26 protein-coding genes are annotated in these 26,198 nt (G+C 40.0%); 12 read left to right on the top strand and 14 right to left on the bottom strand.

Annotated features, from left to right (window positions below):
• Window positions 1-204 precede the first annotated feature (204 nt).
• From ACH30E_RS12850 to ACH30E_RS12840, 3 genes are all read left to right on the top strand, one after another.
• Complete coding sequence (locus tag ACH30E_RS12850; RefSeq protein ID WP_490825133.1) at window positions 205-729, top strand: DUF2911 domain-containing protein; 525 nt, start codon at window positions 205-207, stop codon at window positions 727-729.
• 105 nt (window positions 730-834) lie between these two features.
• Complete coding sequence (locus ACH30E_RS12845) at window positions 835-1,629, top strand: DUF2452 domain-containing protein (RefSeq protein ID WP_490825132.1); 795 nt, start codon at window positions 835-837, stop codon at window positions 1,627-1,629.
• Between the two features lie 34 nt (window positions 1,630-1,663).
• Window positions 1,664-2,125, top strand: a complete 462-nt coding sequence (locus ACH30E_RS12840) for a NanQ anomerase/TabA/YiaL family protein (protein WP_490825131.1) — start codon at window positions 1,664-1,666, stop codon at window positions 2,123-2,125.
• A 58-nt stretch (window positions 2,126-2,183) separates the two neighbouring features.
• Here ACH30E_RS12840 and ACH30E_RS12835 read toward each other — a convergent pair whose 3' ends face one another.
• Both ACH30E_RS12835 and ACH30E_RS12830 read right to left on the bottom strand, forming a co-directional pair.
• Window positions 2,184-2,768: a peroxiredoxin-like family protein gene (locus ACH30E_RS12835; protein ID WP_294992202.1), complete on the bottom strand. Its 585-nt coding sequence runs from the start codon at window positions 2,766-2,768 to the stop codon at window positions 2,184-2,186.
• A 67-nt stretch (window positions 2,769-2,835) separates the two neighbouring features.
• Entirely contained in the window at window positions 2,836-4,683 is a 1,848-nt protein-coding gene (locus ACH30E_RS12830) for a UbiD family decarboxylase (RefSeq protein ID WP_490825130.1), read from the bottom strand.
• A gap of 124 nt (window positions 4,684-4,807) precedes the next feature.
• On the opposite strand from ACH30E_RS12830, the gene ACH30E_RS12825 reads away from it, so the two are divergent.
• The 5 genes from ACH30E_RS12825 to purE all read left to right on the top strand — a co-directional run bounded on the left by ACH30E_RS12825 (window position 4,808) and on the right by purE (window position 9,410).
• Window positions 4,808-5,227 carry a DUF1761 domain-containing protein gene (locus ACH30E_RS12825; protein ID WP_294992208.1) on the top strand — a complete coding sequence of 140 codons (420 nt, stop codon included), beginning with the start codon at window positions 4,808-4,810 and terminating at the stop codon, window positions 5,225-5,227.
• A gap of 227 nt (window positions 5,228-5,454) precedes the next feature.
• Entirely contained in the window at window positions 5,455-6,174 is a 720-nt protein-coding gene (locus ACH30E_RS12820) for a pyridoxine 5'-phosphate synthase (RefSeq protein WP_490825129.1), read from the top strand.
• Between the two features lie 16 nt (window positions 6,175-6,190).
• Window positions 6,191-7,621 (top strand): alpha-L-fucosidase, encoded by a 1,431-nt coding sequence (locus tag ACH30E_RS12815; RefSeq protein WP_490825128.1) that lies wholly within the window; start codon window positions 6,191-6,193, stop codon window positions 7,619-7,621.
• A gap of 93 nt (window positions 7,622-7,714) precedes the next feature.
• Entirely contained in the window at window positions 7,715-8,818 is a 1,104-nt protein-coding gene (locus tag ACH30E_RS12810) for a DUF2911 domain-containing protein (protein WP_490825127.1), read from the top strand.
• Between the two features lie 70 nt (window positions 8,819-8,888).
• Window positions 8,889-9,410, top strand: a complete 522-nt coding sequence (purE, locus tag ACH30E_RS12805) for a 5-(carboxyamino)imidazole ribonucleotide mutase (protein ID WP_490825126.1) — start codon at window positions 8,889-8,891, stop codon at window positions 9,408-9,410.
• Window positions 9,411-9,413: 3 nt separating this feature from the next.
• On the opposite strand, the gene bshC is transcribed toward purE, so the two are convergent.
• Window positions 9,414-11,012, bottom strand: a complete 1,599-nt coding sequence (bshC, locus tag ACH30E_RS12800) for a bacillithiol biosynthesis cysteine-adding enzyme BshC (RefSeq protein WP_490825125.1) — start codon at window positions 11,010-11,012, stop codon at window positions 9,414-9,416.
• A gap of 252 nt (window positions 11,013-11,264) precedes the next feature.
• Here bshC and ACH30E_RS12795 point away from each other — a divergent pair, with 252 nt between their 5' ends.
• The gene (locus ACH30E_RS12795) at window positions 11,265-12,536 is read left to right on the top strand and encodes a sterol desaturase family protein (protein ID WP_490825124.1); all 1,272 of its coding nucleotides are present in this window, start codon (window positions 11,265-11,267) and stop codon (window positions 12,534-12,536) included.
• Between the two features lie 103 nt (window positions 12,537-12,639).
• Here the strand turns inward: ACH30E_RS12795 and rimO are convergent, their stop codons facing one another.
• Both rimO and ACH30E_RS12785 read right to left on the bottom strand, forming a co-directional pair.
• Window positions 12,640-13,947 (bottom strand): 30S ribosomal protein S12 methylthiotransferase RimO, encoded by a 1,308-nt coding sequence (rimO, locus tag ACH30E_RS12790; protein ID WP_294992229.1) that lies wholly within the window; start codon window positions 13,945-13,947, stop codon window positions 12,640-12,642.
• A 38-nt stretch (window positions 13,948-13,985) separates the two neighbouring features.
• Window positions 13,986-14,489 carry a GNAT family N-acetyltransferase gene (locus ACH30E_RS12785; RefSeq protein WP_490825123.1) on the bottom strand — a complete coding sequence of 168 codons (504 nt, stop codon included), beginning with the start codon at window positions 14,487-14,489 and terminating at the stop codon, window positions 13,986-13,988.
• Window positions 14,490-14,575: 86 nt separating this feature from the next.
• Here ACH30E_RS12785 and ACH30E_RS12780 point away from each other — a divergent pair, with 86 nt between their 5' ends.
• Window positions 14,576-15,625, top strand: coding sequence for a sensor histidine kinase (locus ACH30E_RS12780; protein WP_294992235.1), 1,050 nt, complete (start codon window positions 14,576-14,578; stop codon window positions 15,623-15,625).
• A 62-nt stretch (window positions 15,626-15,687) separates the two neighbouring features.
• Here ACH30E_RS12780 and ACH30E_RS12775 read toward each other — a convergent pair whose 3' ends face one another.
• Complete coding sequence (locus ACH30E_RS12775; RefSeq protein ID WP_294992237.1) at window positions 15,688-17,274, bottom strand: peptide chain release factor 3; 1,587 nt, start codon at window positions 17,272-17,274, stop codon at window positions 15,688-15,690.
• Between the two features lie 143 nt (window positions 17,275-17,417).
• Entirely contained in the window at window positions 17,418-17,930 is a 513-nt protein-coding gene (locus tag ACH30E_RS12770) for a phosphoglycerate mutase family protein (RefSeq protein ID WP_294992240.1), read from the bottom strand.
• Window positions 17,931-18,106: 176 nt separating this feature from the next.
• Here ACH30E_RS12770 and ACH30E_RS12765 point away from each other — a divergent pair, with 176 nt between their 5' ends.
• Both ACH30E_RS12765 and ACH30E_RS12760 read left to right on the top strand, forming a co-directional pair.
• Window positions 18,107-18,835: a DUF4197 domain-containing protein gene (locus tag ACH30E_RS12765; RefSeq protein ID WP_490825122.1), complete on the top strand. Its 729-nt coding sequence runs from the start codon at window positions 18,107-18,109 to the stop codon at window positions 18,833-18,835.
• Window positions 18,836-18,962: 127 nt separating this feature from the next.
• Entirely contained in the window at window positions 18,963-19,913 is a 951-nt protein-coding gene (locus tag ACH30E_RS12760) for a hypothetical protein (protein WP_490825121.1), read from the top strand.
• Between the two features lie 83 nt (window positions 19,914-19,996).
• Here ACH30E_RS12760 and ACH30E_RS12755 read toward each other — a convergent pair whose 3' ends face one another.
• The 7 genes from ACH30E_RS12755 to ACH30E_RS12725 all read right to left on the bottom strand — a co-directional run bounded on the left by ACH30E_RS12755 (window position 19,997) and on the right by ACH30E_RS12725 (window position 26,193).
• On the bottom strand, window positions 19,997-22,105 hold the full coding sequence (locus ACH30E_RS12755) for a xanthine dehydrogenase family protein molybdopterin-binding subunit (protein WP_490825120.1): 2,109 nt from the start codon (window positions 22,103-22,105) through the stop codon (window positions 19,997-19,999).
• Window positions 22,102-22,566 carry a (2Fe-2S)-binding protein gene (locus tag ACH30E_RS12750; RefSeq protein ID WP_294992250.1) on the bottom strand — a complete coding sequence of 155 codons (465 nt, stop codon included), beginning with the start codon at window positions 22,564-22,566 and terminating at the stop codon, window positions 22,102-22,104. The genes ACH30E_RS12755 and ACH30E_RS12750 overlap by 4 nt, the downstream gene beginning before the upstream one ends.
• Before the next feature lie 128 nt (window positions 22,567-22,694).
• Entirely contained in the window at window positions 22,695-23,606 is a 912-nt protein-coding gene (gene moaCB, locus ACH30E_RS12745) for a bifunctional molybdenum cofactor biosynthesis protein MoaC/MoaB (RefSeq protein WP_490825119.1), read from the bottom strand.
• Window positions 23,607-23,608: 2 nt separating this feature from the next.
• A complete protein-coding gene (locus ACH30E_RS12740) occupies window positions 23,609-24,058 on the bottom strand; it encodes a molybdenum cofactor biosynthesis protein MoaE (protein WP_490825118.1) in 450 nt (149 codons plus the stop codon).
• A gap of 1 nt (window position 24,059) precedes the next feature.
• Entirely contained in the window at window positions 24,060-25,184 is a 1,125-nt protein-coding gene (moeB, locus tag ACH30E_RS12735; protein WP_490825117.1) for a molybdopterin-synthase adenylyltransferase MoeB, read from the bottom strand.
• Window position 25,185: 1 nt separating this feature from the next.
• On the bottom strand, window positions 25,186-25,419 hold the full coding sequence (locus ACH30E_RS12730; protein WP_294992261.1) for a MoaD/ThiS family protein: 234 nt from the start codon (window positions 25,417-25,419) through the stop codon (window positions 25,186-25,188).
• A 36-nt stretch (window positions 25,420-25,455) separates the two neighbouring features.
• Window positions 25,456-26,193, bottom strand: a complete 738-nt coding sequence (locus ACH30E_RS12725; protein ID WP_490825116.1) for a sulfite exporter TauE/SafE family protein — start codon at window positions 26,191-26,193, stop codon at window positions 25,456-25,458.
• Window positions 26,194-26,198 lie beyond the last annotated feature (5 nt).

The raw sequence follows: 26,198 nt of genomic DNA, 5'->3' as shown, positions 1-26,198 counted from the left end.
ATGGTTGACGGCTTATAGCACATAGATTATGGCATAGACCATGGACGATAGACCATGGTCCATGGTCCATGTTCTATGCCATAAGCCGTCAAATCTAGATGGGCATTTAGAGCCTGATTATTTTTTAACAAACCAGTCATCAAAAATCAGAAGCTGGCTTCAACCTTTTGCAGTAATTTTCGTTTATAAATAAAAATAATATCGATGAAAAAGTTGTTTACGCTATTTGCTTTGTCAGGTTTACTTTTTACCAGTTTAACAGCCTGCGCACAGCAAGACAATTCTAAAAAACCCAGTCCACCCGCTAACGTAACTGAAACAATTTCAAGCGGAGCAACCATTACCATTAATTATAGCAGTCCTTCGCTAAAGGGACGTACTATTGGAGTAGATGTTGAACCCAAAAAAGGTCAGGTATGGCGCGCAGGGGCAAATGATGCAACCACTTTTGAAGTGAGTAAAGATGTTAGCATTGAAGGCAAAACGCTTCCTGCAGGAAAATATTCCTTCTTTACTTTAGATAATGGCGATAGCTATACCATTATTTTTAATAAAACTGCCAAGCAGTGGGGAGCATTTTCGTATAAGCAGGCAGATGATGCCTTACGCGTTAATGTAAAACCAGGAAAATCTGCTGAATCAGTAGAGAAATTAACCTATACCATCAGCAAAGAAGGTGTGGTTACCCTTAGCTGGGGAACTTTAGCAGTTGCTTTCTCTGTAAAATAACTTTAATCCTATAAAAAAGCCGCAGTCCGCTTAAACAGCAGGCTGCGGCTTTTTTATTCCCTGAAAATACTGAACCTTTGTGCCAACGCATTGTTTTAACAAGAAATGGTACAAGCATATAATTTTCTGGCCAGTTGGCAATTGTTTCCTGAAAAATGTAATTATCAATCCGGCATTCCACCAAAAAGCGGGAACTATAAAATTGAATCAATTGAAAATGGACATGCACTGAGCATCAGTACCAATTGGGTTTCGATGGATAATGAAGCCTATTATACACAATACACCATTGTACCTGATGGAGTTCCAAGAGATTTTGAAAAGACGGAATTAGCAGAGCAGGCCGATGCATCAATCTTGAATTCATCGACCATGCTTTTTCGTTTTTTAAAACAGGGTAATCCTGTGCTTGAAGTGAAACACGAAATAATGCCCAACGGCTATTTAAAACTTACCCAATCAGGAACCGACGCCGCTGGCAAAGCTTTTGTTAACATTGAAATGTACCATAAACAGCTCAGTGTATTACCTTATGCTTCTTCAGTTGCTGGCGTTGCCATCAGACCAACAAAAGAAGGTGTAATCAAACATAAAGCTTTGTCTGCGATGGAAGATCAAACCAATATGCAGCTTGATCAGATCAGACAGCAAATAGAATTATTGGCCAGACAGGCTCAGGAAATTCGCAAAAGAAAGGAATTGAGTATGATGATCTATGAGGCCAAACTGAATTTCAAACCCCAGATTGGTCATATTTATCATCTCTATGAAAAAAATGACGGGCAACACATACTTTCACTGGTTGCACCACAGGAATGGGGAGGCAATGGTCCATTCAGACAATTTGTGTCCTCGGTGCGCTTATTGGCCGACCATACCTGGGTAGAGGTTTCTAATTAAACCATGCTTATCTTCATTCCATAAAACATTCGTAATGGTTATCGATCAGTTAAGCAATGCAGCACGTTACTATGGTTTGGGAACTTTAATTGAAAAAGCACTTCTCTTTTTACAACATACTGATCTCAATACACTGGAGAACGGCAAGCATGAGTTGGAAGGAGATGCTTTATTTGCAATCGTTCAGGAGTACGACACAAAAGATCCTGCACAGGAAAAACTGGAATCCCATAAAAAATATATTGACGTACAATTTGTCGTAAGTGGTACAGAAAAAATGGGGCATGCTCTCCTTAAAAAGCAAACCCCATCACGTGCTTATAATCCCGAAGACGACTATATGTTATTTGATGAAACTCCGGATTTTTTCTCCATTGTAAATGAAGGCATGTTCACCATCTTCTTTCCAACAGATTTACACATGCCCTGCATTCGCAATGGCAGTTCATCTCATGTGAAGAAAATTGTTATTAAAGTGCAGGTCGATAGACGATAGACCATAGTCCATGGTCCATGGTCTATCGACTATGGTCGCCTCTAAATTCTACACAGGTTTAGAGATAAGAAGCAATCTCTTTTACAGATGCTCTTTTGCGGTAATCCGGATTAAAGAATACGTATTTAATTTTTCCGTTCTTGCCAATGATATAAGTGGCAGGTACGGGTAAATTAGCCCCGTTCTCGCCATTTGCAACATTAAAATCAATGCCAAAAGTCTTATAGCGATCGATGGTTGTTTGAGGCACGGCAAAGTTCACCTGATAATCTTTCATGATCTTCATCTTAACATCGCTGATGATAGGAAAAGATGCTTTTGTTTTCTCAACTGTTTTAACCACATTTTCCTGAATTTCAGGAGATATAGCTACCACTGTAGCTCCCTTACCGGTAATAGCAGAAAGTGAATCATTCATCTGACTCATTTGCTTATTGCAATAAGGGCACCATTGACCACGGTAAAACATCAATACTACATCACCTTTTTTCAATGCTGATTCCAGGGAAAACGGCTTCCCATTATTATCTGTAGCAGTAAACATTGGAGCGTTGTCTCCTACTTTTAATCCCTGGGGATCTGTAGTTTGTGCAGAAAGTAATACAGCAAATAACAACGAAAAGGTTGTGAATAGCAATTTCATATTTAGTTTTCTTTAAGTGACGTATTCAATTCAACCTCCTTACAAAAGACTAATAAGATATTGGGATTTATTTTTCATGTTTGATCCCATAAAGACTCCCACCCTTTTCAAATAATCGGTCAACCCGCTTCTCAACCGCAGGATCTTTTACAACCGCCGGTGCATGATGGGGTTTTACCCGCGCATCAATAATCATGGGTCCTTCTGTACCCCAATGTTTGTTTTCAACAAAAGATCCAATACCATAAATATCATGTGAAGGATTGCATCGGGTGTAAGTAACCCAAACATAATTATTCAGGTTGGCAGCGGTAAATGCAGCATCATCGCAAACAATGATTTGTACAATACCTGTTAACTCTTTCAATACTGGATAATAAGTAGCATGTAAAGCTTCCATTTCTTTTGCAGCAGTTGCTGCATCGCTATATGTATTCATTTCCAAACAAATAACCCCAGGCATCGCAAGTGCAACAGCGCCGAAATTATTTCTTTCCGAAAATATGCCCGGAATATCATTGGCTAATTCACGCTGAACATCCCCATAAGCCGCAATTACAACCTTGCTTCCTGTATTTAAACCTGTTCCGGAATAATCCAGTGTATCAATAGTGGTATGTGTATGAAAATGTATGTCTCGCTGAAGGTTAATGCGTTCAAAAATATAGGTGAAAAACGCCTGTATATCATTTGTCTTTAGTCTTCCGGTATCATCCGCAGTAATAAACAAGAATTTAGCCAGACTAAGTTGTCCGGTTCCCAGTATATGGTTGGCAATTGTAAGTATTTCGGCTGGCTGTTTTGCTGGCATAAATGGCGTATAGCGCTCACTACCTATTGCAAGTAAAAGCGGGTGCACACCTGCCGCATCTACAGCATGCACTTCTTTCACACCAGGTATTTCCTGTGGAATGGCATCTCCGGTAATTTCATGAATCAATGCCCCAAAGCTGGTATCTTCTTGTGGTGGTCTTCCAACCACTGTAAATGGCCAGATAGCATTTTTCCTTGCATATACTTTATGTACCCGCATTAAAGGGAATGGATGTTCCAGACTATAGTATCCAAGGTGATCGCCGAATGGGCCTTCAGGCTTGTTTTCGCCGGGATATACTTCACCGGTAATTACAAAATCAGCATCCGTGCTAATACAAAAACCATCCTGATACATATACCTAAACCTACGGCCACCGAGAACGCCAGCAAATGTCATTTCACTGATTCCTTCCGGCAATGGCATAACCGCAGCAACAGTATGTGATGGTGGTCCACCAACAAAGCAACTAACTTTAAGGGGAAGTCCTTTCTTATTTGCTTTTGTCTGATGTACACCAATACCTCTATGCAACTGATAATGCAATCCAATTTCTTTATTGGGTAGGTACTGGTTACCACCCAATTGAATCCGGTACATACCCAGATTAGCTTTCATGATACCGGGCTGGTCAACATCTTCCGTATATACCTGAGGAAGTGTTACAAATGGACCTCCGTCCATGGGCCAATGATGTATTTGCGGCAAATCTTTTATAGCAATTTCCTGGAACAGAACAGGTTTGTTCAATGGATTTTTTAAGGGGAAAGCTTTCATTGCAGCCAAGCCGGTAGATAAATGGCTGAATGGCTGTTTGAGGGCTTTCAACGGATCGGCTTTTAACTGAATGAGTTTTTCAACTACTTGAAGTGTATCTCTAAAAATAAACCGACTACGATCAAGTGTACCAAAAATATTAGAAGCAGCCCTGAAAGAACTGCCTTTAACCTGTTCGAATAATATAGCTGGGCCACCCATCTCATGCACACGCAAATGAATTGCGGCCATTTCCAGGTAGGGATCTACCTCTTCCCTGACACGTATCAACTGACCATGTTTTTCCAGGTCTAACAAGCAGGATTCCATTGATGAATATGCCATATCAACAGTACAAATCTGGTTCAACGAATAATTACCATTGCAAATTACACCATTACAGGCATAGGGTTGACTGATTCAGCTTTATTTACGAACTTGTTGAATCTTATCAACTAAACCAACTGTTATGATTCATCATTTTACCGACCACGTCAACTGGTTGTCATTGTTATTAGCCTCCCTTGCCTATTTTATCCTTGGTGCTATCTGGTATGGAGGAATATTCTCAAAACCATGGGTTAAGCTCTCCGGAATTAATGTTGATGACCCGAATATGAAAAAAGGCGTTGCTGTTACCATGCTCAGTAGTTTTATATTGATGGCAGTAAGCTGTATCGGGTTATCAATTTTTCGTCAACAAATACCGATGAACAATTATCAAGATGCACTACATATTGCTTTGCTGCTGGGAATTTGTTTCAGTACTCCGGCTATCAGTATCGGGTATCTTTATAATAAAAAGCCTGCCGGACTTTATTTCATAGACTGTGGGTATCACTTGTTAGGACTTATTCTGGCAAGCGTTATCATGCAATATTTGGGATAAGGGTAGTTAAGCTGTTTTATTTTATTCGTTCCGCTTGGATGCGGATAATTTTAGCCACAGATTCACAGATTAATCGCATATAATCTGTGAATCTGTGGCTTTTCGCATTGATCCATTGGGAGAAGCCTATTTTTACAGACCTCATTGTCTTTTAGCTTGTGACCGTTAGCCAATATTCCCCAACCACCATTGCTTCAAAACTCCTCAGTTCTAACTAACTTTGCCATATGACAAAACTTAGTGTAAACATCAACAAATTTGCTACACTCAGGAATAGTCGCGGGGGCGATAATCCGAATGTATTAAAGGCAGCAGCAGATGCGGAAAAATTTGGTGCTGATGGTGTAACTGTGCATCCCAGGCCCGATGAAAGACATATTCGTTATGATGATACCCGTGCGATAAGAAAGATAATTACTACCGAATTTAACATTGAAGGAAATCCAACCGAGCAAAAGTTTATTGATCTGGTATTGGAAACTAAACCTCACCAGGTAACATTGGTACCGGATGCACTTGGTCAACTTACCAGCGACCATGGATGGAATACTATAGAACACCGGGAATACCTGATTAATACCATTAGTATTTTTAAACGTGCAGGCATTCGGGTTTCTATTTTCGTTGATCCGATTGTTGAAATGGTTGAAGGTGCAGCAGCTACAGGTACTGACAGAATTGAACTTTATACAGAAGGCTATGCAAAAACTTTTGCCAGTGGTAAGGCAGAAGCTGCAATTGCTCCTTATGTTGTTGCAGCAAAAAAAGCAAAAGAATTGGGCTTAGGTATTAATGCTGGTCATGACCTGGATCTCACCAACCTGAAATTCCTTAAACAACATATCCCCTTTCTCGACGAAGTTAGTATTGGTCATGCACTGGTATGTGATGCCATTTACCTTGGTTATGAAAATGCCGTACAGATGTATAAACGTCAATTAAATTAGGGTTAAAATACTGCCTGTGAAAAAAATAATACTTGTGTTATTGCTTCTGGATGGAATATTTTCAACTGCACAATCCATACAGCCTGTATTTCCAATACCAACTAAAGAACAGCTAGCCTGGCACGAAAAAGAATTTTATTTATTTATTCATTTTGGCCCAAATACTTTTACAGATAAGGAATGGGGTGAAGGAAATGAAAGACCTGATGTATTCAATCCTACGCAATTAGATTGCAACCAGTGGGTAAGGATTGCGAAAAAAGCAGGTGCAAAAGGTATTATATTAACAGCCAAGCACCATGATGGTTTTTCATTATGGCCCAGTAAATACAGCACCCATACCGTTAAGCAAAGTAAATGGATGGATGGAAAGGGCGATGTGGTAAAAGCATTGGCAACAGCCTGTAAAAAGGAAAACCTTGAAATGGGTGTTTATCTATCCCCATGGGATAGAAACCATCCTAAATATGGTACGCCGGAATACAACGATATTTATATTGCCACCATGCAGGAATTACTGCAGCAATATGGTCCATTCTTTGAGTTTTGGTGGGATGGTGCAAATGGTGAAGGCCCGAATGGCAAGAAACAAGTGTACGATTTCAGGCGCTTTGAAGCCGCCGTTTTCAAAACACAACCTGGACTCATTATTTTCAGCGATATAGGTCCAAGTATCCGTTGGTGTGGAAATGAAAATGGATTTATTGGTAACACAAACTGGAACTTATTGGATACAGCGGGTTTTGCAAGAGGGCATGGCGCACCACCTACCGACACATTGAATCAGGGTAATTATAATGGCAAGAACTGGATACCTGCTGAGGCAGATGTGTCTATTCGTCCGGGATGGTTTTATCATCCTGAAGAAGATGGGAAGGTGAAAACTCCGGCACAATTATTCAATATCTATCTAAGGTCTGTAGGTAATGGCGGTAATCTATTACTGAATGTGCCACCCGACAGAAGGGGGCTCTTTCATCCGGCAGATTCTGCTGCCCTTATGGGCTTTGCAGAAATGAGAAAAAAAGCATTTCAAAAAGACCTCTTCTTAAATGCAAAATTATCTACCAATGATGTCCAAAAAGATGGCTTGTCAAAACTTGTTGACCAGAATATAAATACATTCTGGAATGCAGCATCTGACAAGGATGTAGACATCCTTATTTCCCTTCCAAAAGCTACTTCACTCAACACTATAAGCCTGGAAGAAATGATTAGTTACGGACAACGTGTTATTAACTTTAGTATTGAATACCTGAAGGATGGCCAATTTGAAAAAATTTACTCAGGTACAACTATTGGAAGAAAAAAAATAGCCAGTTTTCCTGCGATTCAAACAGACAAAATCAAAATCGTTATTCATAAAACAAAAGCACCTGTTGTGCTTAGAAATATCAGTGCATATTTAATTGAAGACTTACTTAATTATGTAAAAATCGGACATTAGTAATTGAGGTCTATCTATACCCATATTCATTTATCATATTCTCTGCAAGGGATACCTGTTTCGTAGTAGATTGCTCATCTAAAACGATACAACATGAAACCCTTATTGCTCATTTTTTGCCTGCTTACCATGGGTATTACACAGGCACAAAGAATACTTACTACGCCTCCCAGTGGCGGGAACAAAAAAGCCATGGTTGGCGAACAGATTGGCTTAACCAATGTTACCATTCAATACGACAGGCCGGCGGTAAAAGGAAGGGAAGGAAAGATCTGGGGGCAATTAGTACAACCAGGTTTTTTCGATCTTGGATTTGGAAATACCACAGCCGCCCCATGGCGTGCAGGTGCAAATGAAACTACCATCATTTCTTTTGATAAAGATGTTACCATTGAAGGCAAGCCACTGAAGGCAGGAAAATATGGATTTTACATTGCTTATGGAGCAGATCAAAGTACCTTAATCTTTTCATCAGATTATCAATCATGGGGAAGTTATTACTATGATCCAAAAAATGATGTATTAAGGGTAACTGTTAAGCCTATACCAACAAACGTTTCAACCGAATGGCTCCGTTACGATTTTTCCAATCAGACAGAAGCTGGTGCTACAATAAGTTTGCTTTGGGAAAAATTAGCCATACCATTCCGGGTTGAAACAGACTTGGTGCAACAGCAAATAGAAAGTTTTAGAAAAGAATTAAGAACGGATAAAGGATTCTATTGGGTTCCCTGGCAGCAGGCAGCTCAATATTGTCTCGAAAAAAACGTAAACCTCAATGAAGCTTTATTATGGGCAGACACTTCCGTAAACGCCTCTTTGGGAGATCGTAATTTCGTTACACTTTCTACCAAGGCGAGAATTCTGGAAAAGCTTGGCCGTAAAGAAGAAGCATTGGCTGGAATGAAAGATGCCATATCAATGGGCAATATGAACCAGTTGCATCAATATGCCAGGCAGTTGATGCAACAGAAGAAAAATACGGAGGCATTGGAGATTTTCAAACTGAACCTGCAGAAGAACCCAGATCAGTTTACCCCTTTGATGGGAATGGCCAGAATTTATTCGGCTATGGGTGAATACAAAAAAGCCCTGGAAATGGCTGAAAAAGCTCTACCACTGGCTCCTGCGGGTCCAAACAGAAGTTTTACTGAAAGGGCCATTACCTTATTAAAAGAAGGCAAAGACATTAACTAATATCAATTCCCTGCACCGGACTTAAGTCCGGTGCAGGGAATTGATAAATTTGATTTGTTATCTTTGCAGTATGACAAATAAAGCTCCGCTGGTTGGTATTATCATGGGAAGCGATAGCGACCTGAATATTATGCAGGCTGCAGCAGATATGCTGAAACAATTCGATATTCCCTTTGAATTAACCGTAGTATCTGCACACAGAACTCCACAGCGTATGGCTGAATATGCTGAAAAAGCCAAAGCCAGGGGTTTACAAGTCATTATTGCAGGTGCCGGAGGCGCTGCACACCTTCCCGGTATGGTAGCAGCTATTACTACCCTTCCTGTTATTGGTGTACCCATTAAATCATCTAACTCAATTGATGGTTGGGATTCTGTTTTATCTATCCTTCAAATGCCTAACGGCGTACCGGTAGCAACAGTTGCTTTAAATGCTGCAAAAAATGCTGGTATCCTTGCCGCACAAATCATTGGCTCAACGGATACTGCGGTTGGTGAAAAGTTATCTTCTTATAAACAACAAATGCAGGATGAAGTGAGCGTAAAAATTAATGGATTGAAAACGCAGTGGCCTAACAATTTCGATCAATAGATTTTATTCAATTGTGATGGCTATGAATGCTGATTCAAGGGTCAGTGAATTTTGTGCTAGTAGTTCTACCCAATCAGCACCATACCTGCCATACCATCCTGAAAAATTATCTACCCTTTCCTGTAAACTATCCCCAGGAAATAAATGACTTTTTAACGCTGCTATTTGTCTTTCTTCAGTTTCAAATTTTCGCTTTTCAGCACGCAACATTTTTTTCTCCAGCTCTTCAATTCGTTTTGCTGCTTTCACTTCAAGTGCTTCAACATGTGGTATTAATGTGCCATCAATTGTGCCTGCACGTTGTTTCAATTGGTCATACAGCAAAGACAAAGATTTCAACTCTTCAGATAAGCCCAATTTTTTGTCGGAGCTTCTGCGTACGTATTGTTCTAATAAATCAGCTTTCTTTTTGAAAAAGTCGGCCATATTAAAACCAAGCTGTTTCATTTTATTTTCCTGCTCGTCGCTAAGTATCAGAAAGGAATTACGTAAAACCAATACAGGATAGGGAACCGAAATGGCGGCAAATACGTTTTTCAATTCAAGCCAGTATGCCAGCTCACCTCCCCCACCAATAAATGCAATATTGGGTAATATGCTTTCCTGAAATGCTCCCCTGAGAATCACATTCGGACTAAATCTTTCCGGGTGTTGTTCAACTTCTTCCAGAATTTGTTCTTTGGTAAACCGAAGCTTTAAGTTGTTTACCACATAATCATCGCCCTCTTTTTCAATCCTCTCCCGAATATCATCAATCAGATAAAACAGGTTGATATCTCTGCCCCCTGCCTGTACTTTATAATTTTTACCGATTTCCTGAATGGTTTCATTTACGATACCATGAGAAAACCCTTCCAGTAATTCTTTTCGAATGGTGGATTTAAAAGCACTTTTTAATGTGCTACTATCTGGTATAAGTACCACCAACCCATATTTTCCGAAAAGTGCATTCACCAAATCTAAAGTAGCTTCCTGTATGGTTCTTCCAGGGGTATAAGCCTGTCTGAATAACTGTGAAAGCTCTTTACCATATTGCAGCACGCCGATTTGGCCCTCAATAGCAGTTAGTAACTGTACTAACTCTTTGTCTACTTTCATCCTGCCCACAGCACCCTTTTGGTTAGTGGCCCATTTTAACTTATTTCCATCAATACTAATCTGGCCAAGCTCATCCAGATCCGCATCTTCACTACCCATGTAATAAACCGGCACAAATTGATAGGCAGGCAACTGTTCAGATAGGTAACGCGCTAATTGAATAGCATGCAAAATTTTATAGATAAAATATAGGGGGCCGGTAAAGATATTAGGCTGATGGGCTGTTACAACCGTAAACGTATTTCCATCTCCCAATGCTTCTATATTCGCCGAAACCAATGGAGTGGTATTCACCGTGGCATACTGTTCCTGTAAACTATCTCTTAATAATCCTCTGGGCGTGTTAAATGCTTTCCTTGCAAGTATTGCATCTTCTATACCTTTCAAATCAACCGTATGCTGGTAAAAGGGTCGAATGGTTGCCGACTGTGCTAAATAATCAGTCACAATCGAAGAAAAATATCCAGTGCTTTCGTAAGATAAACGGGTAGAGTGATGCTTCATATTGAGGCGTAAAAGTACAATTTACTGGAAATAGATGGTGCCGCTGGTAATTTTTTAACTTGGGGGGATTGTGAATTGTCAATTGTGAATTGTCAATTGCTAATGGTAAATAGTGAGGAATATGGAGAAATGGGGTCTTACCTCATCCCACCCATAAAGACTACTACTTGGAAACATTGACAATTCACAATTGACCATTCACACAACACACTTTTCAATTTTATCCTTAAATTTATACCTACTACGATTGCTATGGAAACTTACGGAAAGATTATACTAATCGCCATGCCTGTATTTCTTTTGCTGGTGCTTTTCGAGAAATGGTATGGCTGGTACAGGGGAAAAGAAACAGTGCGCACCCTCGATATGATTTCGAGTTTGAGTTCAGGTGTTACCAATGTAACAAAAGATGTGCTTGGCTTGGGAATTGCGGTGCTCAGTTATGACTGGATGGTTGATAAACTAGCTATCATCCATGTTTCATCAGGTTTTCTTACTTATTTTATTGCTTTTATTACGCTCGATCTGGCTGGCTATTGGATTCACCGGATAGCACATGAATATAATTTCTTCTGGAACAATCATATCATCCACCATAGCAGCGAAGATTTTAACCTGGCTTGTGCATTAAGACAAAGCATTTCCTCTATCGTAAAACTTTTCACCATTTTTCTTTTACCTGCTGCCATTTTGGGTGTACCATCAGAGGTAGTAGCTATTGTGGCACCCCTTCATTTGTTTGCCCAATTCTGGTACCATACACAGCATATCAACAAAATGGGTTTCCTAGAAAAAATAATAGTTACACCATCCCACCACCGTGTACATCATGCCATTAACAAGGAGTATATGGATAAAAATTATGGGCAGATTTTTATTATATGGGATAAACTTTTTGGCACTTTCCAGGAAGAGCTAGCTGATGTACCGGCAGTGTATGGCATAACAAGACCAGTACGCACCTGGAATCCGATTAAGATAAATTTTATGCATTTATGGTTGCTGATAAAAGATGCCTGGCATGCCAAAAGCTGGAGAGACAAATTTCGCATCTGGCTGATGCCCACAGGCTGGAGACCAGCAGATGTTGCCGAAAAATATCCGGTATATAAAATTGAAGATGTATACCACTTCGACAAATATGAAACTGGTAATACTAAAACTTTGCTTACCTGGTCGTGGATTCAGATGATATGTACACTATTACTCATCAGTTATTGCTTTGGCAATATAGCCTCCATTGGAAGCCCGGGTATATTTATTTATGGAGGCTTTATTTTTTTGCAGGTTTATGCATTTACCGACCTCATGGATCGAAATAACTATGCCTGGGTATGGGAAATACTTAAAACAATATATGGTTTAGCTATACTTGTTCGTACCGGAGATTGGTTTGGCTTAAACAATTATTTTAGCGGATCTCATTATGCAATAGCCAGCTACCTGCTGCTATCATTACTAGTAAGTTTCTATTTTTCATTGAAAGAAAATCCAACAGAAAAAAAGGCGAAACTTGAATTTTAAATTTCAAACAGCTTGTTAATGGCTGATGTCTGATCTCTGATGTCGGATTTAATTTCATGCACAAAGCTTCAAATCAGACATCAGCGATCAGCCATCAGACATCTTACACTACTTCTCCTTCCAGATCGTAATCGTAAGCTTTGGTGATTTTAACCTGAACAAATTCTCCTGGCACCAGTTTTCTTTTAGCGTGTACTACTACTTCATTATCTACTTCAACGCTATCAAATTCAGTTCTACCAAGGTACCTGCCGGCTTCTTTTTTGTCGATAAGTACTTTGAATACTTTACCAATTTTTTCCTGGTTCTTTTCGTAACTTATTTCCTGTTGAACTTCCATGATTTCCTGGGCACGTTCTGCTTTTAGTTCCGCAGAAATATTGTCTTCCAAATCATGGGCACTCGTGTTTTCTTCATGGCTATAACTGAAAATACCTACTCTGTCGAAGCGGTGTTCGCGGAGAAAATCTTTTAATTCTTCCACATCTGCTTCTGTTTCTCCCGGGAATCCAGCAATTAAAGTAGTACGCAAACAAATACCAGGTACCCTTTCCCTTATCTCGTGTATCAACTCTCCCATTTCCTCTCTGGTAATATTTCTCCGCATGGCTTTGAGCATATTATTGCTGGCATGTTGCAAAGGCATATCGAGGTATTTACAAATATTGTCGCGCTCACGCATAACATCCAGCACTTCCAGCGGGAATTTACTTGGATAGGCATAATGTAAACGGATCCATTCAATTCCTTTTACATCGGCCAAAGCATTTAATAAACGGGGAAGTTCTCTTTTTTTATAGATATCGAGTCCATAATAAGTGAGTTCCTGTGCAATCAGCATTATTTCCTTTACGCCCTTTTTCACCAATCCTTCCGCCTCCGCTACTAATTCTTCAATTGGTTTGCTTACATGTTGTCCACGCATTAAGGGGATAGCACAAAAGGAACAGGTACGGTTGCAGCCTTCACTTATTTTCATGTAAGCATAATGCTGAGGAGTACTCAGCAACCGCTCTCCAACCAATTCAGATTTATAGTCTGCTTCAAATTTTTTAAGGATCAGTGGTAGTTCCATGGTGCCAAACCAGGCATCCACTTCCGGCATTTCTGCTTCCAGATCACCCCTGTATCGTTCACTTAAACAACCGGTAACATATACTTTGTCCAGTTTACCCCGTCTTTTAAGTTCAACCTGGTCTAATATGGTATTGATACTTTCTTCTTTGGCTTTATCAATAAAACCGCAGGTATTTACAACCACAATATTGTGGTCCAGTTTTTTATTCTCATGAACCACATCTATATCGTTCGCGCTCAATTGACCACTCAGTACTTCACTGTCGACCAAATTCTTGCTGCAACCCAGGGTTATAATATTAACCTTATCCTTCTTTAGCGTTCTTGCTTTCATATATGGCGGCAAAGGTAATCAATAGCCTGAAAAGCAGGTTAAGCTTCCAGATAGCTACGGTGAATAACGTAAACATCCAGATTTTTCCCCCTGTCTACAGCATTTTCAAGCCAATTAAAGCCGGATTTCTTTAGAACGGCTGCAGAAGCCAGATTGGCTGGCTCTGTAATGGCATAAAACTCCTTTTCCTCTGAATGCTTTATAAGCCATTGCAACCCGCCCTGTAACACTTCTTTGGCCCACCCTCTCCCCTGTGCCCATGGCATCAGGGCATAACCTACATGTAATGCATCCCTGTCAGACATTTTCAAAACTGAAAATAAACCCACAAATGCACCTGTTTCAACTGATGATACATGGAACCTGCCTAGCGGAAAATGCTGGTATAATGCTATGTTTTCCAAAAGAAATGCGGTTGACGATTCCCTGTCTTTTACTGGCCTGATGTATCGCATTACTTCAGGATTACTGTTCAGCTGATAAAAATCTTCCATATCATTCTCCTCTAACATTCTGACTACCAGGTTTTTAGTAGAAAACATATTATTATTTTAATTATTTTTTAATTTTAATCTTTAGTTTGGGTGAAAGGAAGCATTTTTGTACACGCTCAATATCTTCCAGCTTCATGAAAAATATATATCAGCACTTTTCCAAGCCCGGTTTATTGTCTTCCAATTATACTTTAAAGTTTTTATTTATTGCTTTTATCGGTGTACATATTCCGCTGATTGTATTGATTTTTGCCATTGTTTTTAAATGGATCCCTTTAAGTGGATGGAATGTCATTTTAGTGGCTTTAGTGGCAACTTTACTTGCTACGGGACTTACACTCATTTTATTAAAAAGTCTTTTATGGCCCATTCATCAGGCAAAAAATGCTTTAAAACAGTATAGCTTAAAAAAGATAGTCCCGAGCCTGCCAATGAATTATACCGATGAAGCTGGTCAGTTAATGCAACAGGTACAAATAAGCATTGATTCGATTGATGCATTATTAAAAGACAGGAAAGATATGCTCACATTACTTTCACATGATCTGCGTACGCCTTTGAGTCAAATAAGCGGAATAGGCGATTTATTGCAAACGGAAACGAATAATGCCAAAATTGTTGAATATGGTTCACTGATAAAAAAACTGGCCCACGAACAGCTTGCTTTTATCAAAGATATTATACAGTTACTGGAAACAGGGAGTGAAAATGAGATGTCTTATGTGTTTGAAGCTAATAGTATCGAAACTATTTTGAGCAAAGCACTTGAAATGCAACAATTAGCAGCCGGCAGAAAAAATATCAGCATCCAATTACATCCAATACCTGAAGTTAAGGTGAAATCTAATCTGCGATTATTATCGCAGGCTATTTCAAATATCATTGGCAATGCCATCAAGTTTTCCCAAAGATCTGATGAGATCATCATTAAGCTACATGTATTCAGTGGACATATCCATATACTGGTTGCTGATAAGGGCATTGGCTTCGAACCTGGAAAAGCTGAAATGTTGTTCCAGAAGTTTACATCAGAAGGAAAGTCAGGAACAGAAGGAGAAATTTCATCTGGCGTTGGACTTTACCTCACCCGAAAAATAATCCAGAACCACAATGGTATGATTGCCGCTTTCAGTGAAGGAATAAACAAAGGAGCAGTATTTACTATACAGTTACCTATTGCATGATTGTAGTCCATAGACCATAGACCATGGACCATGGACTATGGTCTATGGACTTCCTCCTCAACCTATTTATGTATCTCACTTGAGAAATGGAAAGTGATATCTGGATTGTTGGTGATTTCGGTATTTAGGAACCACTCACTTTGTGCAAGGTAAACGGGGTTGCCATCTTTATCTTCTGCTGAATTCTGTTGTTTGAAACGCAGAAAATCATCCAGTTTTTTCTGGTCTGTACTTGTGAGCCAGCAGGCTTTATAGAATGGCATACTTCTGAATTCGCAAGCAGCACCATATTCCTGTAACAAACGATATTGTATTACTTCAAATTGAAGTTCGCCCACACAACCAATGATTTTTTTATTGCCACCAAATTGGGTAAACAATTGTGCCACACCTTCATCTGTTAACTGACTGATCCCTTTTTCCAACTGCTTTGTTTTCATCGGATCTTTATTCACCAATTCTTTAAATATTTCTGGTGAAAAAGTAGGTATACCAGTAAAGTAAAAATCTTCTCCTTCAGTAAGTGTATCGCCTATTTTAAAATTGCCCGTATCAAATAAACCAACCACATCACCTGCATAAGCATCTTCAATTACATCTTTACTACGAGCCATAAAGCTATAAGGATTACTGAAGCGCATATCCTTATCGAGTCGAACATGGTGATAGTATTTATTGCGCTCAAACTTCCCGCTACAAACGCGCATAAAAGCAATCCTGTCGCGATGCTTAGGATCAAGGTTAGCGTGTATCTTGAAAATAAACCCGCTGAACTTATCCTCACCCACTTCTACGGTTCTGGCGGAAGTAGTTCTGCTTCTTGGAACAGGTGCTATTCTTATAAAAGTGTCGAGCATTTCTTTCACACCAAAATTATTTACCGCACTTCCGAAAAACACCGGAGCTATTTTTCCGTTCAGATAATCATTCACATTCAGTTCTCCATAAACGCCGTCTATCAATTCCACATCTTCTCTTAACAGGGCAGCATCTCTGTCGCCGACTTTTTCATCTAATAATGGTTCTGCCAAATCATTAATGGCTATGGTATCATCTTCCTCAGCCTTTGTACTGGCAGTAAAGAGTCGCAGGTTCTTATCGTGCAGGTTATAAACCCCTTTAAACTCTTTACCACTATTGATTGGCCAGGTCATTGGATGAAGAGAAATATGCAATTCTTTCTCAATTTCTTCCAAAAGATCGAATCGCCCCTTACCGTCACGGTCCATCTTGTTAATGAATACAATAACCGGTGTATCACGCATGCGACACACTTCCATCAGTCTTCGGGTTTGGTCTTCTACCCCATTCACACTATCAACAACCAATATTACGCTGTCAACAGCCGTAAGTGTACGATAAGTATCTTCTGCAAAGTCTTTGTGACCAGGCGTATCCAACAGGTTAATCAGGGTATTGCTGTATTCAAAAGACATTACTGAGGTAGCAACCGAGATACCTCTTTGTCTTTCAATTTCCATAAAATCGGAAGTAGCATGCTTCTTGATTTTATTGCTTTTTACAGCACCGGCAGTTTGAATGGCACCACCGAATAACAGCAGTTTTTCTGTTAAGGTAGTTTTACCCGCATCCGGGTGGGAAATAATGGCAAATGTTTTGCGCCGGTTAATCTCTTTCTCGTACTTCATAATGATTAGTCCGAAAGACCGAAAGTTGGAAAGTCCGGAAGAACGGAAAACTTTTATCGTTTACCCGGACTTCCGGACTTCCGGACTCGCGGACTTTTCAGTTTAAGGCCGCAAAGTTAGTATTTATAAGGGAAAGAAGGGGCTTAATACTTCATTTGCCTGGCTTCCGCTTTTCCGTTGGTAACTGTAACGATCCAATAGGTATCATATACTGATTCGTCCAGATTAGGATATTTATTCTCTTTCAGCAATAAATTAACCAGTGTTGGGGTTGAATTTGAATGCCCCGCTACTACGACCGTTTGACCATCCATTTTCAGGAGTTCCTCTGCAAATCCTTTCAGGTTTCGATGGTCGTACACCTGTATTTCTTTACCAGCTTTTTTAGCCAGCGGTGTTACCGTAGATTTTGTACGTATAAAATTGGTAGAATATACCGCATCAGGTTTATATGCTTTTAATACTTCCGGAATTCGGGCAGCTCTAGCCAAACCTGCTTCACTCAGATTAGGGTCGGCCTGCATTTGGGTTGAACCCTGAACAGAAGTATCTTTTTCTGCATGTCGCATGAGGATAATGGTAGTAGTCTGCGACTGACCATTAATCGCTGTAATCAATAGAAAAGAAAGAAAAACCAGGGTAAATAATTGCTTCATGTGTTACAAATTATGCAACCAAGATAAGCGCTTCGGTCGAATCTTATGAACCGCCCGTCCATTTTAACCATCGGTTATAAAATTTTATAGGTTATTCTTCACATCTTAACCTCCCACAAGTATTTACTTTTACCAAAGTTTTGGTATCATTTTTGAACAAGTATAAAAAAAGTAGTATGAAAAGGATCATTACCCTATTGATGATAAGCAGTCTTTTTTCGATAAACACAGAAGCCCAGGGTTTGGGTGGATTATTAAACAAAGCTAAAAATGCAGTAACCGGCAACCAAACCGGTTTAAGCAATGATGATATTGCTGCTGGTTTGAAAGAAGCATTGGTACAGGGTACCGTAAAAGGTTCTAATCTTTTGGCGCAAACAGATGGCTTTTTTGCCAATGCTGCCCTTAAAATCCTGCTCCCACCAGAAGCACAGAAAGTTGAAAAGACCTTGCGTAGTGTTGGATTAGGAAAGCAGGTTGACGAGGCTATTTTAAGTATGAACCGCGCAGCAGAAGATGCTTGTAAAAGTGCCGCGCCGATATTTACAGATGCGATTAAACAAATGAGCTTTCAGGATGCCCTTGGTATTCTTAAAGGTTCAGATACTTCAGCTACTGCCTACCTAAAGTCAAAAACGACCAATCCATTAACAGCAGCTTTTCGCCCGGTTATTGAATCCTCGTTGGTTAAAGTAGATGCCACAAAACATTGGGCCAGTTTGGTAAATAGTTATAATAAACTTCCTTTGGTTCGTCAAAAACTGAATCCGGATTTAGCCGCCTATGTTACTGAAAGGGCCATGAGTGGTATTTTTTACCAGGTTGCATTGGAAGAAAAAGAAATCCGCAAAAATCCACTGGCCAGAACCAGCGATATTTTGAAAAAGGTATTTGGAGCGAAATAAACAGAACAGAAGAAGTAAAATCGCTGATGGCAAATGCGCTGCAATACCAGTTTTATGGTATTGTTACAGTTTTTACGATAACCTAGCTTAGTGAAATGCTTTCATCCCAACATTTCAACTATTGTATATGCAGCGTAGATTACTGAAACTCATTATACTATCACTTCTATGCTTTACAAAACTCAGTACAGCACAATCCCCTATTTCAGATTTAGAAGATGAGAGTAATTTAATAAGCAGCTTATCAGGTTTATTACGGCAATCTATATTCCATGTTTACTCCCCTGGAGTGTATGAAGATAGCATGAGACAATCTTTAACACTCGACTGGCACAAAATGGAAATTGTATACAGACGTACACCCCATAAACCTTATAATTATAATAAGCCTGTTGACAAAATAAGCTGGCAGGTACAATTTCACATCCCTTTTTTGGAAATCGACTCTGTATATGACAATTATCAAAAACAAACCATAACTTTTAAGATGAAGGGAGATAGCAATAGTATTCTTGGCGAATACCTGATTCCGGGAATGACCTATGCTCCTGCTTCACAGGACAACTCCCTTACAATTTATAGCGGTCAAATCATGAAGATCAGGAACCTGACTGAAAGAATACGGGATCATATAAAATGGTTACAGGAATACCACTATAAAAAACAACAGCTTGTTACGACATTGAATCAGTACCTGCAACAAGAAATTACCTACCAGGAGAAAGACCCTGATAATTATCCAGCAGACAGAAAATTTACTATTGTACAACCTTTTCGCTTAGACTCTATGAACAAACTAAGCATTATTGTAAAAAGAGACAGTATTATTGAAGAGCAGGGAGTATATCTGGAAGATGTTGTTGAAATCGCCAAAGACATCAACGTATTATTACGAACAGCAGGTAATAAAGTGGAAAACAAACAAACTTTTCCGAATGGCAAAACATTTACCAATAGTAACAATCTTTTCTTTTTACAGTTATGCTATAAAAAAAATAATGAAGCTCTGGGCGATCAATTACAACATTTATTCAAAACCATAGGATCGAAAGCCACCAAAAAATTTTGGGCTGATTAACAGTTCTCTGAAGTTTAATAAAAAAGGTTAGAACAGCATTGGTTCATCTAAGCTGCACTAACCTTTTTTATTAAACTTCAATCTTATGCGAATGTTATCTCATCCGCAAACGGCATTTTTCTGAAACGTTTTCCCGTAGCAGCAAACAAGGCATTAGCCAGTGCCGGGGCAATTGGTGGTAAACCCGGCTCTCCCAAACCTGTTGGATCCTCTTCTGATGGCACAAATCCTACCACAACATCCAAAGGTGTATTCTTCATCCTGACAAAATTATAAGGTCCAAAATTGGTCTGCATAGCTGCGCCTTGCTGGAAAGTGAGTTTTGTGTACATGGCATGACCAAGTCCATCAACCACTGCACCCTGTACCTGATTTTCTGCACCACTCAGGTTAACTACTTTACCACAATTCACCGCACAATACACTTTGGTGACTCTCGGCTTGCCCTTATCCATTTTTATTTCAACTACCTGAGCTACATAACTATTAAAAGAAAACCAGGTAGAAAACCCACGATACGTATTGGCAGGTGTTTTACCCCAATTACTCATTTTCGCTACCAACTCCACAACACTGATAAATTTATCCGGATCATATGCGAGTCTGCCTATGGGTTGCTCTTTCGCCTTCCTGAATAGCTCAAGTCTGAACGCCACCGGATCTTTTTTCAATTCCGTAGCCACCTCATCCATAAAACTCTCGTTGGCAAATGCCTGCACATTATGTGTTGGTGCCCTCCATGGACCTGTAGGAATATTGGTTGGCAAACTATGACTTTCAATGCGAAGATTTTTTAAAGCTCCAGCGGGGTAAGTATCCGGACTTCTACCATTGCTCAAACAGGCAAAAGACTGTTGCCATGCTTCGAGGTTTCCGTCTTTGATGGCTGCTTTAAAACGAAACATTCCACTGGCGCGATAAAAATCATTTTGCATATCATCTTCACGGGTCCACTGAACCTGTACCGGACACTGTGCAGCCTGAGAAATGAGTGCCGCCTCGATTCCATTATCGGGTCTGAGTTTTCTTCCAAAGCCCCCGCCCTGCCTTGGTAATCCAAGGGTAATATTTGCAACGGGAATATTCAACTCCCTCGCAACTGATGAAACCAGGTTTTGTGGAACCTGTGTAGGTCCATATAGTTCAGCCTTCCCGTCTCTCACATCTGCATAAAAATTCAAAGGCTCCATTTGGGCATGGGATAATACCGGTACTTCATAATACACATCTAACTGTTTTGTTGCAGCAGACATGGCAGTATCTACATCACCATCATTGCGGTTTGGCGTTGCCGCAGGTTTGTTTAATAATTCCCTGAAACTTTTATCATGATCAGTCGTACTTTCCAACTTTGCGGCATCTTCCCAATTGATCTTTAATGCATTTCTACCTTTTATCGCAGCCCAGGTTGATGAGGCTAATACCGCCACACTATTTTTAACCTGCACTACCTTCTTTACTCCATTAACTTTCAATGCTGCACTATCATCGAAAGACTGTAGTTTTTTCCCATGTGCAGGTGGTCGGGCAACTACCGCGAATAACATCCCCTCTCTTCTTGTATCTATGCCAAACAAAGGTTTCCCTGTTACGATGGCTTTTGCATCTACATCTTTTACCCTGGTACCGATGAGTGTAAAATCTTTTGCCTCTTTCAAAGGAATATTCGTCGGTATGGGCATAGATGCTGCCTTACTGGCTAACTCACCATAAGAAAGTTTTTTTCCGGAAGTTTTATTCACCACAAAACCTCCTTCAGCATAACAATCTGCTGCTGCAACACCCCATGTATCTGCCGCTGCTGCTATTAATAAAACACGTGCTGTAGCACCTGCTTTTCTGAGGGGTGCATAACGGCTACGGATAGCTCCACTTCCACCTGTGGTCTGACTACCGTATTTCGCATCCAATGGTGCAATTTCTACTTCCACTTTTTGCCAGTCAACATTCATCTCTTCTGCAATCAGCATCACCAATGAAGTTTTTACACCCTGCCCAATTTCAGGATTGGGTGCAAGCAGGGTTATTTTACCGTCAGGTGTGATTTTAATAAAAGCATTTGGCGTAAATGCGGTATCATCCAATTGTTCTTCCTGATTGCGGCCCAAAGATGAGAACCCTACCAGCATACCGCCACCAGCGATCATGCTTACCCTTAGGAAATTTCTTCTGCTAACTGATGGTATACTCATAACTTACCTCCTTTTGATGCAGCCAGGTGAATGGCTTTACGTATGCGAACATTGGTACCGCAACGGCAAATATTGGTGATGGTTGAATCAATTTCTTCGTCGCTTGGATTAGGATTTTTCTTCAGCAATGCCACAGCCGCCATGATCTGCCCCGACTGACAATAACCACATTGTGCAACATCCATTTCTACCCAGGCCTGCTGCACCGGATGATCTCCTTTTTCACTCAATCCTTCAATGGTTATTACTTTACCAGTACCTATGGCTGCTATTGGTAACTGACAGGAACGTGCCGGACTACCATTTAGATGTACGGTACATGCACCACATTGCGCAACACCACAACCATATTTGGTACCTACTAAATTCAAATGATCTCTTAATACCCATAATAATGGGGTATCAGCATCTGCTTCAACAGATACTTGTTTGTTGTTTACTGTTAAAGTATATTTTGGCATAAAAGTGAAGGATTTAACGCTTGTGTAAACTAAGCATATTCATAGAAAAAGAAAAGTCTAATACCTTAAAATCGGTCAATCCCCTTTCCAAACAACTGTTTCACAAAAATGTTTACTAATTGGCTACCCTAGCTATGGCGCTCGCCTTTTGCAACTGAAAACAAATGCAATACCTGCGGGAAAATAGCATTCATTGTTTCCTTCACCCCTTTTACAGAACCAGGAAGCGTAATTACCAGCGTGTTTTTAACATAACCCGCTACTCCTCTCGACAACATAGCATAGGGAGTTCTTTGTTGTCCATAATTCCTGGCTGCTTCCATAATACCGGGAACCTGCCTGTCTAATAAAGGTTCAATAGCATCAGGTGTAACATCTCTTGGAGAAAGTCCTGTACCTCCCGTAAACAAAACAAGTTGTATATCATCCTGTACATGAGTATGCAACAGGTCCTGTATTTGTTGCACATTATCCGGTAATACAGTATATGCTTTTACCTGTAAACCCAATTGTTCCATCCTTTGAACAATTGACTTACCTGATTGATCTTCCGCTTTGCCTGCCGATACAGCATCGGAACAAACCACCACTGCACAAGTAACTGATCCTGCCTCAACTGGTAAACGATCAGACTTACCTCCTTTTTTCTCCACCAATCTGATATTGGTAATTTCAACACCTTTATCCAGAGGCTTGAGCATATCATACATAGTAAGAGCCGTAACAGCAGCTCCATGCATGGCTTCCACTTCTACACCGGTTTTATAGATGGTATGCACTTCCACCGTTACCTGAATAGTCAACCCAATTATATCATGTCTGATGGCAGCAAATTCTATGGGCAAAGGATGGCAATCAGGAATCACATCACTCGTTTTCTTGATGGCCAATAATCCGGCAGCTCTGGAAAATTCAAATACATCACCTTTAGGAACCTGTTTATTCCTGATGGCATCAATCGTCTCCTGTTTTGAAACAGTAATCGTAGCTGATGCAATGGCTTGTCTGAGTGTATTCGATTTCGATGTTATATCTACCATAATTATTGATTCACTTTCCACTGATGTGTTTCGTCTGTAAATATCTCGGCACCCCATACCGGCAATTCCGCCTTTATCCTTTCCACCAATTCATTACAAGCTTCTATTGCAGGCTTTCGATGAGCAGATGAAGTAAATACAAACAAACATATTTCCCCAACAGCAACCCTGCCTAAACTATGGTAAACATGCATACACGTAAGTGGATATTTCTCAAATACTGATTCACGGATTTCATGCATTTTCTGCAAAGCCATTTCCTCATAGCTGGTATATTCTATCGCTGCAACCAGTTTCCCATTTATTTCATCAGCCCTAACCTGACCAAGAAAAATGCTATGTCCGCCGATACTTGTCTTCGAACTGTGCTTTTGAATACTGTCTGCAATAAATGCAGCAGGAATAGCACCCTGCAGGAAAATATTTTTAATTTTTGTCTCTTTCATACTCATACTACTTCCATTCGCGAAACTGTTTCCAGGCAAGAATACCTCCCCGTAAACTTACTATAGTTTTTGACTTATCCAGTACCTGCGCTAATTGACTTACTGCCTGCCGGCTCCTTTTACCTGACTGACAAAATACAACAATCTTCTGTTGGGTAAGCACCTGATAGTCTGTCAATAGTTTTGTAAGTGGTATTCTGTAGTGTTCAAATTCATTTACTGCGGGTAATTCGTGCAATTCTCTTACATCCACTATGGCCATATCATCCAAACCAAGCCAATCTTCAAAAGTAGTCGCATCTATTTCGTTTGTCACAGGCAAAGTATTACAGAGCCAGTTATAATCAGTTTGTTCGAATGCAGCAGTATCTTTAGGAATAAGCTCACGCGTATGCTTAACAGGGAGAATGTTAACCGTGTAAAACTGATTATTCATCGCATTAAAAGTAAGCAATTGATTCACCAATGGTGTTCCCAGTCCGGTTACCAGCTTAATGACTTCATTAGCCTGCATGGAACCGATAATACCGGGCAATACTCCTACCACCCCCGCATCTGCACAATTTAATACTTCAGTTTCTTGCGGTGGTTGGGGAAACAGGTCTCTGTAATTTGAAGATCTTTCCCCATTTTCAAGCATATAATTAAATACTGCCACCTGCCCTTCAAACCTCGAAACAGCTCCATACACAAGCACTTTATTCATCAGCACACAGGCGTCATTGATCATATACCTGGTAGCAAAATTGTCTGAGCCATCCAGTACAATATCAAAGTCGGCCAGCACTTCCAAAAGATTTGAACTTGTCAATATTTTCGGAAAAACCTGTATATCTATTTCGGGATTTAATGCACGCAAATAAAAGGCTGCCGTTTCTGCTTTGTTTTTACCTATATCATTGGTTTGAAATAAAATCTGTCGATGCAAATTACTCAACGACACAGTATCACCATCTGCAATACCAATAACACCTACGCCCGCTCCAGTTAAATATTGTAGTGCCGGACAGCCAAGTCCACCAGCCCCAATTACCAGCACCCGGGCTTCAGATAATTGCTGTTGGGCAGCAATCCCAAACCCCGGTAGCATCATTTGACGCTGGTAACGTTCATATGGAAATGTTTTATTCATATTATCCTCCTGAGAATGGTGGCAATAATGCAACAATGCTGTTTTCCTTTAATACACTGTTTTCTTTTATTATCTCCTGATTAATGGCCACCACAAATTTCGCTCCATTCAGCACAGGGTATTTTTCTTTCAGGGCGGCTATTAAAGATGCTGAATCCACAAAACCTTCCATACTGATTCGTGCCGTACCAATCAGCTCAACAAGTTGTCCAAATAAAAGGATCTCTGTTTTCATATCATCTGCTTAATCAAATAAATATTCCTGTATAATTCAGGCTCCTGTAAACAATAATTTATACGCGGCTACCACTAACACAACGGCCAATATCTTTTTCATCACGGTTTGTTTAAATTTCATAGCACCAAAATAAGCCCCTACAACTCCTCCTGCAAATGCAATACCTACATATGCATACATATCTGAACTAAACGCAATCCCTTTTGTTAACTGTCCCAATAATCCCGATACAGAATTCACAAAAATAAAGAGTGCACTAATGGCAGCAGTTTGCTTTTGATCCGTCCAATGAAACAAAATCAACAGTGGTGATAAAATAATTCCGCCACCAATTCCTATCATACCCGATAGTAAACCAATGGTGCCACCCATTAATAAAGCTCCAGTAAAATTAGCCTGCTTTAATTCCTGTTCTGCTTTTTTTACAGGCATCAACATGCGTATAACAGAAAAAACCAGCAGTACCCCAAGTATCTTTTTATAAATGAATGAATCAATGGTGATCAACCCTCCCACAAATGCCATTGGCACTGATGCCAAAGCCAATGGGAGAAACACTTTCCACACAAAATGCTTACCCCGGTAAAACTGAAGAAATGCGGTAAGTGAAACAAAGAGATTAAGTAATAGAGCTGTTGGTTTCATTACTTCCGGAGCTACACTGAATATAGCCATCAGTGCTAAATACCCACTCGCACCTCCATGCCCTACCGAGGCATAGAGAAATGCAATTACCAGTAATAAAATATAAAATAAGAATACGCTATCCATGCTGA

It is taken from the genome of Sediminibacterium sp. FW305-C-61 (assembly GCF_058231065.1).
The sequence above is the reverse complement of the archived record's forward strand: the minus strand, read 5'-3'. Positions and strand labels throughout refer to the sequence as shown.

Excerpts from the sequence above, each read along its gene's own strand:
- ACH30E_RS12850 (WP_490825133.1), top strand. The coding sequence starts at position 205 with ATGAAAAAGTTGTTTACGCTATTTGCTTTGTCAGGTTTACTTTTTACC.
- ACH30E_RS12845 (WP_490825132.1), top strand. The coding sequence starts at position 835 with ATGGTACAAGCATATAATTTTCTGGCCAGTTGGCAATTGTTTCCTGAA.
- ACH30E_RS12840 (WP_490825131.1), top strand. The coding sequence starts at position 1,664 with ATGGTTATCGATCAGTTAAGCAATGCAGCACGTTACTATGGTTTGGGA.
- ACH30E_RS12835 (WP_294992202.1), bottom strand. The coding sequence starts at position 2,768 with ATGAAATTGCTATTCACAACCTTTTCGTTGTTATTTGCTGTATTACTT.
- ACH30E_RS12830 (WP_490825130.1), bottom strand. The coding sequence starts at position 4,683 with ATGGCATATTCATCAATGGAATCCTGCTTGTTAGACCTGGAAAAACAT.
- ACH30E_RS12825 (WP_294992208.1), top strand. The coding sequence starts at position 4,808 with ATGATTCATCATTTTACCGACCACGTCAACTGGTTGTCATTGTTATTA.
- ACH30E_RS12820 (WP_490825129.1), top strand. The coding sequence starts at position 5,455 with ATGACAAAACTTAGTGTAAACATCAACAAATTTGCTACACTCAGGAAT.
- ACH30E_RS12810 (WP_490825127.1), top strand. The coding sequence starts at position 7,715 with ATGAAACCCTTATTGCTCATTTTTTGCCTGCTTACCATGGGTATTACA.
- purE (WP_490825126.1), top strand. The coding sequence starts at position 8,889 with ATGACAAATAAAGCTCCGCTGGTTGGTATTATCATGGGAAGCGATAGC.
- bshC (WP_490825125.1), bottom strand. The coding sequence starts at position 11,012 with ATGAAGCATCACTCTACCCGTTTATCTTACGAAAGCACTGGATATTTT.
- ACH30E_RS12795 (WP_490825124.1), top strand. The coding sequence starts at position 11,265 with ATGGAAACTTACGGAAAGATTATACTAATCGCCATGCCTGTATTTCTT.
- rimO (WP_294992229.1), bottom strand. The coding sequence starts at position 13,947 with ATGAAAGCAAGAACGCTAAAGAAGGATAAGGTTAATATTATAACCCTG.
- ACH30E_RS12785 (WP_490825123.1), bottom strand. The coding sequence starts at position 14,489 with ATGTTTTCTACTAAAAACCTGGTAGTCAGAATGTTAGAGGAGAATGAT.
- ACH30E_RS12780 (WP_294992235.1), top strand. The coding sequence starts at position 14,576 with ATGAAAAATATATATCAGCACTTTTCCAAGCCCGGTTTATTGTCTTCC.
- ACH30E_RS12775 (WP_294992237.1), bottom strand. The coding sequence starts at position 17,274 with ATGAAGTACGAGAAAGAGATTAACCGGCGCAAAACATTTGCCATTATT.
- ACH30E_RS12770 (WP_294992240.1), bottom strand. The coding sequence starts at position 17,930 with ATGAAGCAATTATTTACCCTGGTTTTTCTTTCTTTTCTATTGATTACA.
- ACH30E_RS12765 (WP_490825122.1), top strand. The coding sequence starts at position 18,107 with ATGAAAAGGATCATTACCCTATTGATGATAAGCAGTCTTTTTTCGATA.
- ACH30E_RS12760 (WP_490825121.1), top strand. The coding sequence starts at position 18,963 with ATGCAGCGTAGATTACTGAAACTCATTATACTATCACTTCTATGCTTT.
- ACH30E_RS12755 (WP_490825120.1), bottom strand. The coding sequence starts at position 22,105 with ATGAGTATACCATCAGTTAGCAGAAGAAATTTCCTAAGGGTAAGCATG.
- ACH30E_RS12750 (WP_294992250.1), bottom strand. The coding sequence starts at position 22,566 with ATGCCAAAATATACTTTAACAGTAAACAACAAACAAGTATCTGTTGAA.
- moaCB (WP_490825119.1), bottom strand. The coding sequence starts at position 23,606 with ATGGTAGATATAACATCGAAATCGAATACACTCAGACAAGCCATTGCA.
- ACH30E_RS12740 (WP_490825118.1), bottom strand. The coding sequence starts at position 24,058 with ATGAGTATGAAAGAGACAAAAATTAAAAATATTTTCCTGCAGGGTGCT.
- moeB (WP_490825117.1), bottom strand. The coding sequence starts at position 25,184 with ATGAATAAAACATTTCCATATGAACGTTACCAGCGTCAAATGATGCTA.
- ACH30E_RS12730 (WP_294992261.1), bottom strand. The coding sequence starts at position 25,419 with ATGAAAACAGAGATCCTTTTATTTGGACAACTTGTTGAGCTGATTGGT.
- ACH30E_RS12725 (WP_490825116.1), bottom strand. The coding sequence starts at position 26,193 with ATGGATAGCGTATTCTTATTTTATATTTTATTACTGGTAATTGCATTT.